This window comes from Alphaproteobacteria bacterium (genome assembly GCA_030680745.1).
Lineage (GTDB): Bacteria > Pseudomonadota > Alphaproteobacteria > JAUXUR01 > JAUXUR01 > JAUXUR01.
In genome coordinates this window covers 1-15,627 of the sequence record JAUXUR010000027.1, presented here as the reverse complement: position 1 = coordinate 15,627, position 15,627 = coordinate 1, and the positions used below count along the sequence as shown (strand labels likewise).

The window sequence follows — 15,627 nt, the reverse complement described above, 5'->3', positions numbered from 1 at the left end:
CAAATGATTTGGAAATGCCGATTTTTAGGCATGAGATTTAAGGTGATTTTTGATGCCGAAAATTTCGACAGATAATTGTTTTACCTTAGAAATTTTTGGTTCAAAAAGCGACCAAAGGTCATCGGCTAAAAACGGTAGTTTCAGATTATTTGGGTATATGTGCACCAGGAATATCTTGTTTAATCTTTTCAGATTCACTGGTCGTAAAAACGGACACATGTTGATATAGCTCAAAATCAATTGAATGATTTTTTAGAAAATCGAGACATTTAACATGTGCCATACTTTTACAAAAATAAGACTTAATTAGCTGCTAAGCCTGGCGACACTTCATCAGGGAGTACACCCCTAGAAGAGCTACCTTCTTTGGGATTACCTGCCGCAAAGAATGTTAATTTGTCCGGAGATAAAAAGTCATTTGCTACTTTCTTGATTTGATCGGCACTCACGGCACGGATAAAATCATTTCTTTTTTCTAAGAAATCGATACCTAGTTTATCCTTTTGCATTCTAAGCAAAAATTGAGCAATTGATTTCGTATTATCAAGCATTAATGCAAAAGAACCCGTTATGTAGCTTTTAGCTTCATTAAGTTCTTCTTCTGTTGGACCAGTAATCGCTAAATTTTTGTAAACGGCTTTTATGACATCAAAACTTTCGTAAAAACGATCATTTTCTGTCGCACAAGATCCCATCATAAACTGCGTTTGATCAAGCCATTGCAATTGCGTATGAATGCCATAGGTTAATCCACGTTTCGTTCTAACCTCAGTCATCAAACGTGCTTGAAACGATCCACCACCCAATATTTGATTTAATATGTAAGCTGCATAAAAATCAGGATGATGACGATCGATGCCTTGTTGCATGAAAACCGATACTGTTTGAGGACGATCTGCTAATTGAATTGTATGGAGCTGCCCGTCAAGTATAGGCTGAATCGGTGACAATGCTTTAACAACATGTTTCTCAGTTAAATTACCAAAAAGATCATCCAGTGTTTTTGCGAGCTCTTCAGGTGTAATATCGCCTGCAACACCAATAATAAGGCCTTCTTTTGCAAAACGGTTTTTGACAAAATTTTTACAATCATCTTGTATAAAAGTTTTGACTGATTCTATTGTTCCAGATAATGGTCTACCATAAGGGTGATTTGGATAAACAGAAGCAAAAGCTTTTTCTGCAACTAAAATATTTGGATTTTCTTTTTTACGTTCAATACTAGCAATTGTTTGTTGACGAATACGCTCTAAAGGTTCCTCATCAAAACGAGGTTTCTCTAAAGCTTGTTTCAACAAATTAAGGGATTCATCTTTATTTTTAGAAATATATTGTACATTTCCATAAATACGATCTGAATCAGCATTAAATCCAAAACGCATCGCTAATTCATCAAGCTTACGTTGAAATGTTTCAGCTGTAAAATCCCCAGCGCCTTCATCCATCAACGCACATGTAAATTGCGACAATCCAGCTTTCTCGTTGCTATCTTGCCCTGCACCGCCTAAGAACGAAAACTGCATTGATACAAGTGGCACATTATGAGCTTCAATAAGCCAAGCTTCAATTTTATGCTTTGGACTGACTACTTTTTGAACTTGAGGTGCTGCAAAAACGAGTGAAGAAGACATAAGTACATATCCGACAATAATTGAACATTTTATTTTTTGTATCATTTTTTACACCTTTGGTCTTAAATAAGCAGTTACAGCTTTATTTGAGTCAAAAATAACACGCGCTACTTCCAAGACTTTTTCTTTTGTAACTGATTCAAGATGCTTATTCCATTCTTCAACATCAGAAATTTGCCCATTTCCTGTCAAAGCATGCCCAATTGCTTTTGCGCCTTTATCAAGAGAATCGCGCGCATATACAGAATCTGCATCTAATTTTTTCTTGATACGTATTAATTCTTCGTCATTAATACCATTAGCCAACAAATTAGTAATAATTTGATCTATTGACACTTCCAATAAAACTGGATCAACCGAAGGTGTTGGAACGGCGGCTATTGTAAATTTTGAATCATCTTTTTGACTATAAAAACCACAATCGATGCCTAAAGCTTGTTTATTTTTAATCACCAATTGATCATAGAAAATACTTGATTGCCCGCCCCCTAAAATTTCGGCAAGAACTTCACAGGCAACTTCTTTATCAGCATCCTTACCCGTAAATTTAGGCGCCCTATACATTCTAATCATTTGAGGTTGCGTCACTTGTGAGTGATGCAATGTGATTTTCTTTTCAATATGCGCAGGTGGTTCTGAAACACGCACTCTATTGTCAAGTTCGCCTTGTTTTAAAGGTCCGTAATATTGTTCCGCAAGTTTTTTTACATCATCAACTTTAACATCACCTGAAACAATTAAAATAACATTATTAGGCACGTAATGTTTTTGATAAAATTCCATGACTTGTTCACGCGTTAGCTCTTTAATTTCATTCATCCAACCAATAACAGGAATGCGATAAGGATGGTGAAGATAAAGTTGCGCCGTCATTTGCTCAATCATTAATCCCATAGGATTATTATCAACACGCGATTGTCTTTCTTCTAAAATAACTTTTTTTTCTGGAATAAAAACGTCATCTGTAATTTTAAGCCCTGTTAAACGATCGGCTTCAATTTCCATAATTTTTGCAAGATTTTCTTTGGCGATTTTAACATGATAAACCGTTACATCTTGAGATGTAAAAGCGTTGTTTTCGCCGCCCAATTCATGAATTATTTTGTCATATTGGCCAGGCGCTAATTTTTCTGTACCACGAAACATAAGATGTTCAAGAAAATGCGCTTTACCTGATTGACCAATCTTTTCATCAGCACCACCAACTTGTACCCATAAAGAGTGAAAAACAGCAGGGCTTGTAGGATTTTCAATCACAATACAGCGCATGCCATTGGCAAGTGTGAATTCTTTAGGATTAAATATACCAGCGCTCACTATATGCCCCCCATATACAAAAAATAATGTGCAAAAAAGAATAAGGATTTGTTTTTTCATTCAACGACCTTCCTTAACGATGTTTTAGACCGTTTAAAAAACAGCCACTTTTTTAGTTATTACTACGAACTCAGAAATAATATTAAATCAAAGAGTTCGCCGTTGCGCATTTCCCACCACCTAAAAGGGGCGGACTTAAAAGGAATGATACTACCATCCGTCATTGCGAGGGGCCCAAATTTAAAAGGGGGCCCATGGCAATCTCCTTGGAAAATTGAGATCGCCACACCCCCTACGGGGGTTCGCGATGACGATGTGGCGATTCGTCATTATAAACGGCCCAAATTTAAAAAAGGGCCGCGTGGCAATCCAGTAAAAATCAATATTTAAAACCTTTAAAAGGCTATTTTTCTGGATTGCTTCTTCGCCTTTAGCTCATCGCAACGACGGAAACCTAGATTTCTTAATATCTTGGTGTTATCGAGTTCGCGTTATTAATCTTCCACTTCAATTGTCTTTTTTTCATGCCCTAGTCTTTGCGCCTCAGCTTCAGGATCTAATGATTCATCATAACCCTGAATATCCTCGCCTGTCACTTCCCCAATTTTGATGTTTTCTTTTTTAGACAAATATTTTGTTTCTTTTTCAATATGTTCGCGCAAAAATGGATCTTCTTTTTTGCCAATTTTTTCAACTAATTTTACTTCGCCTTCGCTTTGCACATGATTATGTGCTTCAGGATGAACACCCGTTAATGCTTTCTTAGAAGCATCATCACGCCTTGTGTTATTCTTAGCACCCTTTGGTAAAGGAGGATGCAAATCATAATCAGGCGGTAAGGTCAAAGGTGTTTTGCTGGAAACTGCAAATTCGTCAGGCGAATATTTTGAAAATATGCCTTTGGCACAACCTGAAACCAAAATTGCAAGAGTCAAAACGCCTGCTAAATTTTTTAAAACCATCGTCAATTACCCTTTTTTTTACTTGCTAAAAAATCTTTTAGAATATCGGCTGCAAATAATATCGCACCGATTGTAATGGCACCATCTGCAATGTTAAAGGTCCAAAAATGATACCCCTTAAAATGCACATCGATAAAATCGAAAACACCGCCATGCAGAAACCGATCCATGAGATTACCTAAAGCGCCCCCTAAAATCAATCCATTGGCGATAGAAAAAAGATATCCTTTGCGTTGAAAAATCCAAAATACCAAAACCAATATAAGAATAATTGTTAAAATAGTTAAGACATAAAACGTCCAGGAAGAATCATTGTTGAACATCCCGAAACTAACGCCTTTATTCCAAGAAGGACTTAAATTTAAAAAATCAAAAACCTCCATGCTTTGAGGCGGATTTAACAAAATTTCCTGCGCCCAAAACTTTGACAATTGATCCAAAGCAAGAACAAGAATCGCAAAAAGAAACCCTATAATAATCATTTTTTATCTGCTTTTGTAAGATGTGATTGCATTTGAATACCCATTTTATCCCCTAAAGGATGAAAATGTGAAACGGTTGATTTTAAACGACTGGGATCAACAAAAGTATAGATTTGTGTCGTTGAAATATCAGCATGACCTAAAAGTTGTTGCAAACTTCTTAAATCTACCCCCCCTTCTAAAAGATGTGTTGCAAAAGCATGACGCACCACATGAGGCGATAAACGTATAGGATCAAGACCAGAAGTAATTGCTAATTTTTTTAACATTTGCCCAAAACCTTGTCGTGTTAAATGACCAGATTCGCTATTGGATGGAAAAACCCACATAGATTTATCTTTTTGAAGCAACAAATATTCTTTTAAAGCCTCTTGCGCTGAAACATGCAATGGCACCATACGCTCTTTATTGCCTTTGCCTTTGACAAGAAGAGCTGAAAAATTACGCAATATTTGTTCTTTCTTTAGGCCAACAAGCTCAGATACCCGCATACCCGTTGCATATAAAAGCTCAAGCAGCGTATATAACCTTAACCCTTCTATTGTTTTATTTTTGATGGAACAATCAATCAATAAAGTTACTTCATCAATAGATAATGTTTTAGGTAATTTTTTAGATTGATATGGAAAATCAATACCCTCACATAAATTTGACTTCAGATGATTTTCTGCAAAAAGAAATAAAAAAAACTGCCTTAAGGTTGATAATTTACGAGAAATCGTCCGTGAATCATAATGTTTCTGCGACAAAAATTGTAAATAATGCCTAATGTCATCCTGGATAAGATCAACGCAGTTTTTTTTTCCAAATTGGCTCAACATATAATCTTCAAACGCGCATAAATCTGCCTTATAGGCTGCACGTGTCAGATTCGCAACGCCTCTTTCAGCAGAGAGCATTTCTAAGAACAGCTCAATTGCATTAGCAATAAGAATCATTCGACAGATTGCTTGCGTTTAAAATAATCAATCGGAATTACTTTTTCAATTTTTGCAACAGGTGGAGGGATTTCACCATACATCAAAAAAAAGAATCCACCCACAACAACCGCAAGGAGTGAAAGATATAAGCCTCTAATTAGCCACTTCATGAATTTTCTTTCCCTAAAAGATGAAAGACATATTGCAACTTTATACCATCTCGTAGCATAAATATATATACCTAAACAACACGAAACTACTGTTTTTAGTCTATGACCTTTGGGCGCTTTTTGAACTAACAATTTCTAGGGTAATATAATTACCTGTCGTCATTTTTAGCAAAAAAAAATCACCTAAAACCTCATATATAAAAATCAGCATTTACAAATGCTTAGGTATAGATGTTACAGCTATTAAAGATGGACTTTCTTGAATGTCTAGTTTTGTTATCCTTATCATATTGTGCGTTATCGTACTCATTGTGCTGTCCGGATTTTTTTCGGCCTCTGAAACTGCATTAACAGCTGCGTCACGGGCAAAGATGCACATTCTTGAGAAAGAAGGCAATAAAAAGGCGAAGCTTGTTAATCATTTACGCGGCAATACCGAAGTTCTTTTAGGTACAATTCTTCTTGGTAATACGCTTATTAATTCCTTGTGCTCCTCTCTTATTACGAGTGTTATGACGCCAGTTTTTGGTGAAGCAGGTATTTTTTATGCAACAATTATAATAACTATATTGCTTTTATCTTTTAGTGAAATCTTACCTAAATCTTATGCGATTAATTATCCAGACAAATTTGCACTGTTTGTATCGCCTTTTATCAGTTTTATGACAAAAGTTCTTTCTCCTTTTGTAATCATCATTCAATTTGTTACGGATGGCATTTTAAAAATCTTTGGCGTCACTTTAGGTGGCAAAATTGGTTATGCTTTAGGTGACGAAGAATTGCGGGGAGCCATTGACCTCCACCATGATCCAGAATTTGGGACCAAAGGTAAACGCGCTATGTTACGCAGTATCTTAGATTTGCGTGACGTTGATTTAGAAGACATTATGATTCATCGTAAAAATGTTGAAATGGTTGATATCGATCTACCTACTAAAGACATTATTGAACGTATTTTGTCATGTCCTTATACACGTATTCCACTTTGGCAAAATGACCCTGATAACATTATTGGGGTGTTACATGCTAAAAATCTATTACGCGCCTTAAGGCAAAAAAATGATAAAGATATTAACATTCTTTCGCTTGCGCAAAAGCCATGGTTTGTACCTGAAACAACTTCATTATTTGAACAATTAACAGCTTTCAGGGAGCGCCACGAACATTTTGCTGTCATCGTTGATGAATATGGCACTTTTATGGGTATTGTCACATTAGAAGACATCCTAGAAGAAATCGTAGGTGATATCACTGATGAATATGATGTTCGTGTAAACGGTATTAAACAGGACGAAGATGGCACTTATCTTATTGAAGGCACAGTTACTTTGCGCGATTTAAACCGTGAATTGGGGTGGGATTTGCCCGTTGAAGAAGCATCTACCATTGCAGGATTATTGCTGCATGAATCCCGTGACATCCCAGACGTTGGGCAAGTTTTAGAATTTTATAATTTTCGTTTTGAAGTTATACGTAAACAAAAAAATCAAATTATTTTAATTAAAGTTACGCCACCCACACATCATAAAAATTAGTTTATATTTTTACTGAAACATACTTGATCAAGATAATTTTATAATCTACTGTGAAAATAATAAAAATAAAAAATGTGAGCATTCATGTTTAAGAATTATACTATATTTTCTTTTTTAATTACGCTATTTATTGCTACCAATCTTTATGGAAAGCCTGCGTTACCTTTAAAAGAAAAATCAATGCTAGCCGCAACTATTGCCCATTTTTCATATAAAAATCCTCATAAAACAACCAAAGATGGTCATAAAATTTATATGGATAAGGATACAAAGAAAGAATATAAAGTAGTCAACGAATTTACGTCTGATTCTGGTAAATATCGTGCAATTGCTTTAATGGATAAAGATAATAATCTGTTCTATTCTTACCGTGGCACAAAAGGAAAGGGTGACGTAAGAACTGATGCTATCATTGCCCTTAATATGCCGCTTTCTTATCTCTCTCAAAAAACGGGTAAAAAATTAACAATCAGTAATTCACTCAAGAAAAACACTGAACGTTCTGTCAATTTTTACAATGATACTCTTAAAAAACTTGATGATGCAAAAATAAAACATAAATCCGTGCTTGTTACAGGACATTCTTTAGGCGGCATGATGGCGCAAATCGTTGGTCACAAAACGGGTGCTGAAACACATACATTTAATGCCCCAGGTGCCTTAATAAAAGGATATTTTGATAAGCCAGGATATACAGATAATATTATAAATCATGTAAGGTCAACGGATTTAATAGGCAATTATGGCGCACATATCGGTCAAGTGGCACATTATAATCAATCGGCTAAAGATGGTTCTTTTTTAAAATATCCTCTTAATCAGCATAATGTTACATATTTTAAAAATGATATAAAACGTGGAATGACACCGAAAATGTATAAACATGGTAAAAGATAAGTGAAACTCCACGGGGCAAGCCCCACGGTATCAGCCTGTTACAAGTAAACTTGCCCTCTATTTAAAAGACACTAACAATCTGCAAGTTTCTTAAAAAATAGAGGGACTTCTTCATCCACGGGGCAAGCCCCATGGTTTTTCGTTAGAACTATAAAACTAAGCGTTTCTTGGAACCTATTATTGCGCTGATTTAGATAAATCTGCAGTCGTTTTATCACATTTCATCGCATGATCCATTATTTCTTTTTCTATATTCGCAATGGCTGTCGCATCAGTTGATTTTGAACCAATAAAAGCAGTTAAAGCAGAAGTAATCGATGTAGATGCGCCTTGTTGTTGCATCTCATATTCATTCAGCTTTTTCATAGCTTCTTCTTTTTTGCCTTCTTTGGTATCTTTACCTAAAACACCTCTGAGCGCATCGCCTGCAGCGCGACGTTTTGAATCAGAAGGCGCCAATAATTGTCTTGTGTTTTCAATGTTTTGTTTGCATTTTTGTTGGTTTGCAGCCCATAATTGCTGTAATTCAGCAGGTGTTTTATCATGCATTCCAACTGCAAATGATTCAGATGAACTTATCAAGACAAGCGCAGCAAACATCAATGTTAAATTTCTCATATTTTCCTCCGGTTTTTATTATATCGATAAACACGTTACTATTTTTTAGCAAAATATTTATCATTACCCTATTGTAACAAACAGTATACTTATTTTTTTATCTAACCACAATATCTTAGAAATACTATATTGTTTTCACTTTTGGTTAAGAGAGAGAACGAGAGGTAAACTATAGCGTTTTCGCTTTAGATTAAAAAGACATGAGAAACGAAGCGCATTGATTTCCTACATAAGGGACGAATACGCCCTATCAACCTAAATAGAAAACACTTTTTTACTTTTTCTCATTCAGGTAAAAAGTTGAACTTTGAGGCACATTAACAATTACTTCAGGTCCAAATCTCTTCGTTTCTAACTCTTTTATTTTCCTTACAAGCCAATCTTGAAACTCAGCTTCATATTTTTCTCCAACAACACCCCAAAATTCATAATCAAACGGAAAAACGGTACCCGTTTTATTTTGAACGTCAGGTAACATCATTTGCGTATCACGTCTCAACATTTTATAAGATCGTTTGGTAGGTGGTCCGTAAGGAATAAGCTCGGCAAAGTCAGCTTGACGTCTTAATGGCGCCATATAACGCAACAATTGATAAGCTGCATCCTTATGATGTGAGTTCTTAAGAATTACCCAGTAATCTATTGAATAAATTGCATTTTTCCAAATCATTCTAAAATTATTGCCATCTTTAATCGCATTGGCAATACGCCCATTATAACCAGCAGACATTACAACATTTTTGGTTTGTAACCATTGTGACGGTTGCGCACCTTCTTCCCACCATTCAATATGGGGTAAAAGTTCTTCTAATTTTTTGAGTGCTTGTTCAAATCCATTTGGCGCACGCAAAATAGTATAAACATCTCGTCCCTGTACCCCTGCTGCTAACAAAGCAATTTCATAGGTGAAACGTGCCGTTTTACGCAATCCTCTTTTCCCAGGATATTTCTGAACATCCCAAAAATCAGCCCAAGATTGAGGTGGATTTTCTTGAAAAATGTCTTGATTATAAGCCATAACCATGGCCCAAATGAAAGAGCCAACACCGCAATTATGAGTTGCACCACGCACATATTCGCTTTTCTGACCAATTAAATTCCAATTCAGCGTTTCAAAATAATTATTGCGACAACCTTCAACAAGATCTGACGCTTCCACCTGAACAAGATCCCATTCTGATTTATCTTTCTTTGCCATTTCAGCTATTTGAGAGATTCCACCATTATAATTAATCTCTTTTATCTTTTTGCCAGATTCCTTTGAAAATGGCTCAAAAAAAACCTCACGCTGCGCATCCTGGGTAATACCACCAAAAGATACAATCGACAAATCCTCACCTGATTCTTCAGCGTAAAGGGGTTGGCTCAATATAACAGTAAAAGCGATCCAAATTTTTTTCATTTTGTTTATTTCATTCTCTATTGTATGCGTTCTCTAAAGTAACCTCAGAAAAATAATAACACCATATCAACATAAAGTTAACCCAGCACAACTATCCAGATTATGAGGTTAAGTCTAGAAAGTGCAAAACCAGAACGGCGTGTACTTCTTCATACATGTACCGCCAGTTTTAAATTTCTGGGTAGCCCTGACGACGAATTTGCCCATAATCTAAATAGCTTCGTAATTATAGTGAGTAAACTTTATGCTCAGACAAGGAATGACGCGCGATGCGTATTCTTCATACCTGAGAAAGGGTTGACCCGTATCAGTGTAAGTTAACCAAACTATCCAGATTGTGAGGCGAAGTCTAGAAAGGGCGAAAACCGGAAAGTCGTGTACCTCTTTGTACATGAGTACCGGAAGTATAGCCCTGACGCCGAATTTGCTCATAGGATGGGTAGTTATATAAGGCCTTTTGCTTGTACCATTTCGTATGTTGTCTGCAACGCCTTTTTAAATTTATCCACCGTTTCATCAATATGTGCTTCTGTAAAAATAAGCGGCGGACAAAAAATAATCACATCATCCAGCGATCTTAGCATCAATCCGTAATCTTGTGCTTTTTTCATTAAATATGGACCAACGGCATCATTGGGACTAAAGGATTCTTTTGTCTTTTTGTTCGCAACAAGTTCTATGCCACCTAAAAAGCCAATGCCCCTTACCTCGCCCACAATCGGATGATCGGATACTTCACGTAAACGCTTTTGTAAATAAGGCCCTAAGTTTCGAACATGACCGACAAGATCACGTTCCTCGTAAATTTTGATGGCTTCTAATGCCACAGCACTCGACACTGGATGTGCCGTATTGGTAAACCCATGCCCAAATACATGAAATTGGTGACTATATTCTTTAATTGCTTCATGCATCGGTCCTGTAATTAAAAGCGCCGATATTGCTTGATAAGCAGAGGACATACCTTTCGCAAAAGTAATCATATCAGGTTGAATATTAAAGGTTTCACATCCAAATAAATTACCGGTTCTACAAAAACCCGTAATAACTTCATCGGCAATCATTAATATATCGTATTGTCTTAAAACTTTTTGAACCTCTTCAAAATAATTTTTGGGTGGGACGATCACGCCCCCTGCCCCCATCACGGGTTCTGCAATAAAGGCTGCAATTGTATCAGGGCCTTCTTTTTCAATTAAGTTTCTTAGGTTTTTAACCAATCTATGGGTGAATTCTTCTTCAGATTCGCCATCCTTGCCATAACGCCAATAATGCGGACAATCCGTATGGAGAATATTTTTAATCGGCAAATCAAAGCCAGCATGCACATGCGGCAATCCTGTTAAACTACCAGCAGCAATGGTTGTGCCATGATACGCCTTCAAGCGTGCAATAATTTTTTTCTTTTTAGGACGATTCATTGCATTATTGTAATACCACACAAGTTTTACAGCCGAATCATTGGCTTCCGATCCAGAATTGGCAAAAAAAACTTTTTGCATAGGACCATTTCTTGCCGAAGATGGCGTAATTTGTGTTAATTTTTCAGCAAGATCAACAACGGGCCCATGACTTTTATTATTGAAAATATGATAAAAGGGAAGCTTCTTCATTTGCGCATAGGCAACTTCAATCAATCTGGATTCTGAATATCCTAATGACGTACACCATAACGCAGCCATAGCGTCTAAATATTTATGACCATCTATATCATATAGATAAACACCTTTACCCTCTTGTAAAACAAGTGGTCCAACGCGTCCATGTAGATCCAAATCCGTAAATGGATGAATCACATGGGCTATATCACGTTGAACGTAATCTTCTTGTGAAATAATTGGCTGATGATTTGCTGTCATTTTTTTCCCCTTTTCAACAATCATACTGAATTTTAAATAGAATAATAGTCAGCACGTTAGAGCTATTTTTGTTTTTAAGGTCTTGCTACACTGTATTTAAATAAAAATTTTGGAGGATTCCATGCGCTATTTCAATAAATTTTTAAGATTTGCAACACTACCGACAATACTTTTACTAAATTTGCATCAAGTCAATGCAATCGACCTTGACCTTAAACCGCTTACATCAGGACCAATTGTAAATGGTGTTGATAATGGAGATACAAATGAATCCCATAATAAGGTTCATCTTTGGGGGCGTGCCGGCGATAAACACCATAAAGATTATTATATAGTTGCGCGCCTTAAAACAGGTGATGCAGATTTTGAACCACTAAAATTTACAAAAGTTGACAGCCTCAATGATAAAATAGGCATCATTCCATTTCCTGAATTACAAATCAATACACCTTACGAATATCAAATAGGCTATATTAAAACAAAAAAAGATGTCAAATTATCCGCTGATAATATCACTATCAATAATTGGGATCACGCATCTACAGGTAAATTCCATACACCGAATCCTAATGCCGAACAATTTTCTTTTGTATTTGGATCCTGTTTTCGCTATACCGACGTCTTAGGGTTTAATCTTTTCGACTCAGATAATGATATTATTTTTAATGCCATTTCAGAGCAACTTAAAGAAGATACTGCAAATAGCTTTTTTTTACGTATTGGCGATAATGTCTATCTTGATCCCATCGGCAAAATTGGCTTTGGGCAATCAAAAAGTTTAAGCCAGATGCGCGGTCTTTATCAAACAGTATGGGGATTGCCAAATTATAAAAATTTACTTGCAAATACAATCACATATAGCCAAGAAGATGATCATGGTTCGGGTTTTAACAATGTTGTACCATCAGAAGAAGTAAAGGATGCAAATATCGTTGCACACGCAATGAAAGCATTTTTTGAATATCAAAAATGGGATGGACCAAACGGTTCACAAAAATTCTATTACTCTTTTTCCAGAGGTCCCGCCGAGTTTTTTGTATTTGACACACGTCAAGAACGCGTTACACATACGACAGATAAAGACGGTAATGATCAAATTCCTCATGTAATAAGTGATGAGCAATTTCAAGTTTTTCAAAAATGGATTCAAAATCCAGCCATTAAAGATAAAGTTAAATTTGTTGTATCCTCGATCCCCCTCATTTCATCAAATGACATAGATTCTTGGGGAGGATTTCCTATACAACAAAAACAAGTCGTTGAAACAATATTAGGCAATGATCTTGATGGAACGCCGATTTCAAAAGTATTCCTACTGACAGGTGATGGTCATTGTACCCATGGAGGTACTTATACCATTAGTAATGATGAAGAAAAAGTAATTGGAACACTTACAGAAATAATGTCTTCTGGTTTAAAAGCCATTAATTTTGGAAAACAAGAGGATTTTCCTGATTCTATTGATACACGTGAAAGCAATGGATTACATTTTATTAAAAAAGATGAAACGCCAATCTTTCCAGATTCAAGCGCTATAGATAGTTGTTTGGGTAAAGCTGTAAGTGTCGTTCATCAAAATGTTGATTCTGTGTTTGTACGTATGGATATTGATATGCCTGGAAATGCATTAACCATGAACACATTCAATCAAAACAATGTATTGCTTGGTTCAAAAGCCTATCCAATTATGGCTCAATAATCTTAATTTACTAGCCCTGACCCAATCGGGGCTAGTATAAATCCCCGTCATAAAAAAAAGGATACAAATCATTAGTAAAACGATATCTGTTCCAATGAATCAACAAAATTTAGCCCATAAATCCCTTATTATTGGTGCCATCGGTATTGTTTATGGTGATATTGGAACAAGTCCTTTATACGCGCTTAAAAGTTGTTTTGTTATGGGAAATCTTCCTGTAGATGAAACAAATATTCTAGGCCTTATAAGCATTATTATGCTAACGCTTTTTTTGATTGTTTCCATTAAATATGTAAGCTTTGTATTAAAAGTCGATAATCACGGAGAAGGCGGCATCCTCGCTTTATCTTCTTTGTGTTCAAAATTAAATTTGGGTTCCTTTAAAGCACTTCCCATTATTTTGGGTATTATTGGGTGTGGTTTGTTTTTCGGCGATGGCGTTATCACACCTGCAATTTCAATACTTAGTGCTGTCGAAGGGCTCAAGCTTATTTCACCTGTTTTTTCAGAGCATATTATTTGGTTAACGATTATGATTCTTTTGGGTCTTTTTTATATTCAAAAAAAAGGCAGTGGTTATATCGGCCAATTTTTTGGTCCCATTATGATTATTTGGTTCTTAACCATTGGCCTTTTAGGCTTAGCACAGATAATTCAAACACCTTTTATTTTAAAAGCATTAAATCCTTTTTATGCGATCCAATTTTTTTACAATAATGGATTTTTAGCCCTGAAAGCCATGGGCGGCATATTTCTTGTGGTCACAGGCGCTGAAGCGCTTTACGCTGATTTAGGACATTTTGGCAAAAAATCGATTACACTTTCATGGCATTATTTTGTTTTGCCGGCTTTGCTTCTCTCTTACTTAGGCCAAGGCGCATTGCTCCTTCAAACACCTGAGGCCATTTCGAATCCTTTTTATCTATTAGTGCCCAAAATAGGCCTTTATCCACTTATTATTCTTTCAACACTTGCCACGATCATTGCTTCTCAAGCCATCATATCAGGCGTTTTTTCAATTGCATGGCAAGCCATTATGTTTAATTATTTGCCGCGTATGAAAGTCATTCATACGTCTTACAAACAAATTGGCCAAGTATATTTACCCGCTATTAATACCATTCTTTGCATATTCACTATTATGGCCGTTTTAGGATTTCGTAGTTCTGAAAATTTAGCTGTTGCTTATGGTTTAAGTGTATCTGGTAGCATGCTTATTACAACAATGATGGTTTTACTCGTTGCCTATCTTAAATGGGAATGGAAACTTTATAAAATCGCTCTTATTTTTATCCCCTTTATCTGTTTAGACTTACTTTTCATTATAACAAATTTAGCAAAATTTTTCGAAGGTGCCTGGTACGCAGTTTTGCTAACCTTAATAATTATATATACAATACGTGTTTGGATTCAGGGAAATAAGGCAATTATATATCAAGGAACCATCCATCATAAATCCTTAGAAAAATTCATGACGGATTATGTAAAAAAATACAATCAACGCATTCCAGGAACCGCTATTTTTATGACACGAGATCCCAATAAAGCACCCAATTCGTTACTGGTACATTTGCGACATAATAAATTTTTGCATGAGAAATTAATCTTTGTTTCCGTCATCACAACAGATTCACCTTTTGATCATCACAAAGATAAATTTTCTTTTGATCTTCTTTGTGCGAATCAATACAGAATTAATGCAAGATTTGGTTTCAAAGAAGATCCTAATTTACATAAAATTATCCATTGGGCAAAATCACAAAAACTCATTGAAAAAGATGAAGAATTATCATTCTTCTTAAGCAAAGGAATTGCCGTAAGCTCTCCTCAGCCTTTCTTAAACGGTTTTAGCGAGACTTTTTATATTTATCTATCTAAGAATTCTCTTGCAGCCTATGAATTTTACAAAATTCCGCATGATAAAGTTATCGAATTAGGGGTCAGATATAAGATATAGTGAAATGACTTGACGCTACAAGTGGCGGGCACCATCCCTCCTCCTACGTCCCGCGGCCATATCATTACCCATAAACATACTAGCCTATTGATAATTAATAACTATTTTACATCCCCTCCTACGTCCCGCGACTTGTCCGCGGGATCCAGAAAGTAAATAAAGAAGATGTCATTGTCCA

13 protein-coding genes are annotated in these 15,627 nt (G+C 35.9%); 4 read left to right on the top strand and 9 right to left on the bottom strand.

The window, feature by feature from the left end:
• Nucleotides 1–302: 302 nt before the first annotated feature.
• From Q8L85_02560 to Q8L85_02535, 6 genes are all read right to left on the bottom strand, one after another.
• A complete protein-coding gene (locus Q8L85_02560; protein ID MDP1723565.1) occupies nucleotides 303–1,676 on the bottom strand; it encodes a pitrilysin family protein in 1,374 nt (457 codons plus the stop codon).
• A gap of 3 nt (nucleotides 1,677–1,679) precedes the next feature.
• Entirely contained in the window at nucleotides 1,680–3,008 is a 1,329-nt protein-coding gene (locus tag Q8L85_02555; GenBank protein ID MDP1723564.1) for a pitrilysin family protein, read from the bottom strand.
• Between the two features lie 434 nt (nucleotides 3,009–3,442).
• Nucleotides 3,443–3,910 (bottom strand): DUF3035 domain-containing protein, encoded by a 468-nt coding sequence (locus tag Q8L85_02550; protein MDP1723563.1) that lies wholly within the window; start codon nucleotides 3,908–3,910, stop codon nucleotides 3,443–3,445.
• A gap of 2 nt (nucleotides 3,911–3,912) precedes the next feature.
• Entirely contained in the window at nucleotides 3,913–4,392 is a 480-nt protein-coding gene (gene lspA, locus Q8L85_02545) for a signal peptidase II (GenBank protein ID MDP1723562.1), read from the bottom strand.
• Nucleotides 4,389–5,330, bottom strand: a complete 942-nt coding sequence (locus Q8L85_02540) for a tyrosine recombinase (protein MDP1723561.1) — start codon at nucleotides 5,328–5,330, stop codon at nucleotides 4,389–4,391. The genes lspA and Q8L85_02540 overlap by 4 nt, the downstream gene beginning before the upstream one ends.
• On the bottom strand, nucleotides 5,327–5,482 hold the full coding sequence (locus tag Q8L85_02535) for a hypothetical protein (GenBank protein MDP1723560.1): 156 nt from the start codon (nucleotides 5,480–5,482) through the stop codon (nucleotides 5,327–5,329). The genes Q8L85_02540 and Q8L85_02535 overlap by 4 nt, the downstream gene beginning before the upstream one ends.
• A gap of 263 nt (nucleotides 5,483–5,745) precedes the next feature.
• On the opposite strand from Q8L85_02535, the gene Q8L85_02530 reads away from it, so the two are divergent.
• Complete coding sequence (locus tag Q8L85_02530; protein MDP1723559.1) at nucleotides 5,746–7,017, top strand: HlyC/CorC family transporter; 1,272 nt, start codon at nucleotides 5,746–5,748, stop codon at nucleotides 7,015–7,017.
• A gap of 84 nt (nucleotides 7,018–7,101) precedes the next feature.
• Complete coding sequence (locus Q8L85_02525; protein MDP1723558.1) at nucleotides 7,102–7,914, top strand: hypothetical protein; 813 nt, start codon at nucleotides 7,102–7,104, stop codon at nucleotides 7,912–7,914.
• A 177-nt stretch (nucleotides 7,915–8,091) separates the two neighbouring features.
• On the opposite strand, the gene Q8L85_02520 is transcribed toward Q8L85_02525, so the two are convergent.
• From Q8L85_02520 to Q8L85_02510, 3 genes are all read right to left on the bottom strand, one after another.
• Complete coding sequence (locus Q8L85_02520) at nucleotides 8,092–8,532, bottom strand: hypothetical protein (protein ID MDP1723557.1); 441 nt, start codon at nucleotides 8,530–8,532, stop codon at nucleotides 8,092–8,094.
• 274 nt (nucleotides 8,533–8,806) lie between these two features.
• Nucleotides 8,807–9,934: an ABC transporter substrate-binding protein gene (locus Q8L85_02515; GenBank protein MDP1723556.1), complete on the bottom strand. Its 1,128-nt coding sequence runs from the start codon at nucleotides 9,932–9,934 to the stop codon at nucleotides 8,807–8,809.
• Between the two features lie 443 nt (nucleotides 9,935–10,377).
• Nucleotides 10,378–11,793 carry an aminotransferase gene (locus Q8L85_02510; GenBank protein ID MDP1723555.1) on the bottom strand — a complete coding sequence of 472 codons (1,416 nt, stop codon included), beginning with the start codon at nucleotides 11,791–11,793 and terminating at the stop codon, nucleotides 10,378–10,380.
• A 121-nt stretch (nucleotides 11,794–11,914) separates the two neighbouring features.
• Between Q8L85_02510 and Q8L85_02505 the strand changes: the two genes are divergently transcribed.
• Nucleotides 11,915–13,492 carry an alkaline phosphatase D family protein gene (locus Q8L85_02505; protein ID MDP1723554.1) on the top strand — a complete coding sequence of 526 codons (1,578 nt, stop codon included), beginning with the start codon at nucleotides 11,915–11,917 and terminating at the stop codon, nucleotides 13,490–13,492.
• A gap of 94 nt (nucleotides 13,493–13,586) precedes the next feature.
• The gene (locus Q8L85_02500) at nucleotides 13,587–15,449 is read left to right on the top strand and encodes a KUP/HAK/KT family potassium transporter (protein ID MDP1723553.1); all 1,863 of its coding nucleotides are present in this window, start codon (nucleotides 13,587–13,589) and stop codon (nucleotides 15,447–15,449) included.
• Nucleotides 15,450–15,627 lie beyond the last annotated feature (178 nt).

Coding starts and splice junctions, on each gene's coding strand:
- Q8L85_02560 (MDP1723565.1), bottom strand. CDS start 1,676: ATGATACAAAAAATAAAATGTTCAATTATTGTCGGATATGTACTTATG.
- Q8L85_02555 (MDP1723564.1), bottom strand. CDS start 3,008: ATGAAAAAACAAATCCTTATTCTTTTTTGCACATTATTTTTTGTATAT.
- Q8L85_02550 (MDP1723563.1), bottom strand. CDS start 3,910: ATGGTTTTAAAAAATTTAGCAGGCGTTTTGACTCTTGCAATTTTGGTT.
- lspA (MDP1723562.1), bottom strand. CDS start 4,392: ATGATTATTATAGGGTTTCTTTTTGCGATTCTTGTTCTTGCTTTGGAT.
- Q8L85_02540 (MDP1723561.1), bottom strand. CDS start 5,330: ATGATTCTTATTGCTAATGCAATTGAGCTGTTCTTAGAAATGCTCTCT.
- Q8L85_02535 (MDP1723560.1), bottom strand. CDS start 5,482: ATGAAGTGGCTAATTAGAGGCTTATATCTTTCACTCCTTGCGGTTGTT.
- Q8L85_02530 (MDP1723559.1), top strand. CDS start 5,746: ATGTCTAGTTTTGTTATCCTTATCATATTGTGCGTTATCGTACTCATT.
- Q8L85_02525 (MDP1723558.1), top strand. CDS start 7,102: ATGTTTAAGAATTATACTATATTTTCTTTTTTAATTACGCTATTTATT.
- Q8L85_02520 (MDP1723557.1), bottom strand. CDS start 8,532: ATGAGAAATTTAACATTGATGTTTGCTGCGCTTGTCTTGATAAGTTCA.
- Q8L85_02515 (MDP1723556.1), bottom strand. CDS start 9,934: ATGAAAAAAATTTGGATCGCTTTTACTGTTATATTGAGCCAACCCCTT.
- Q8L85_02510 (MDP1723555.1), bottom strand. CDS start 11,793: ATGACAGCAAATCATCAGCCAATTATTTCACAAGAAGATTACGTTCAA.
- Q8L85_02505 (MDP1723554.1), top strand. CDS start 11,915: ATGCGCTATTTCAATAAATTTTTAAGATTTGCAACACTACCGACAATA.
- Q8L85_02500 (MDP1723553.1), top strand. CDS start 13,587: ATGAATCAACAAAATTTAGCCCATAAATCCCTTATTATTGGTGCCATC.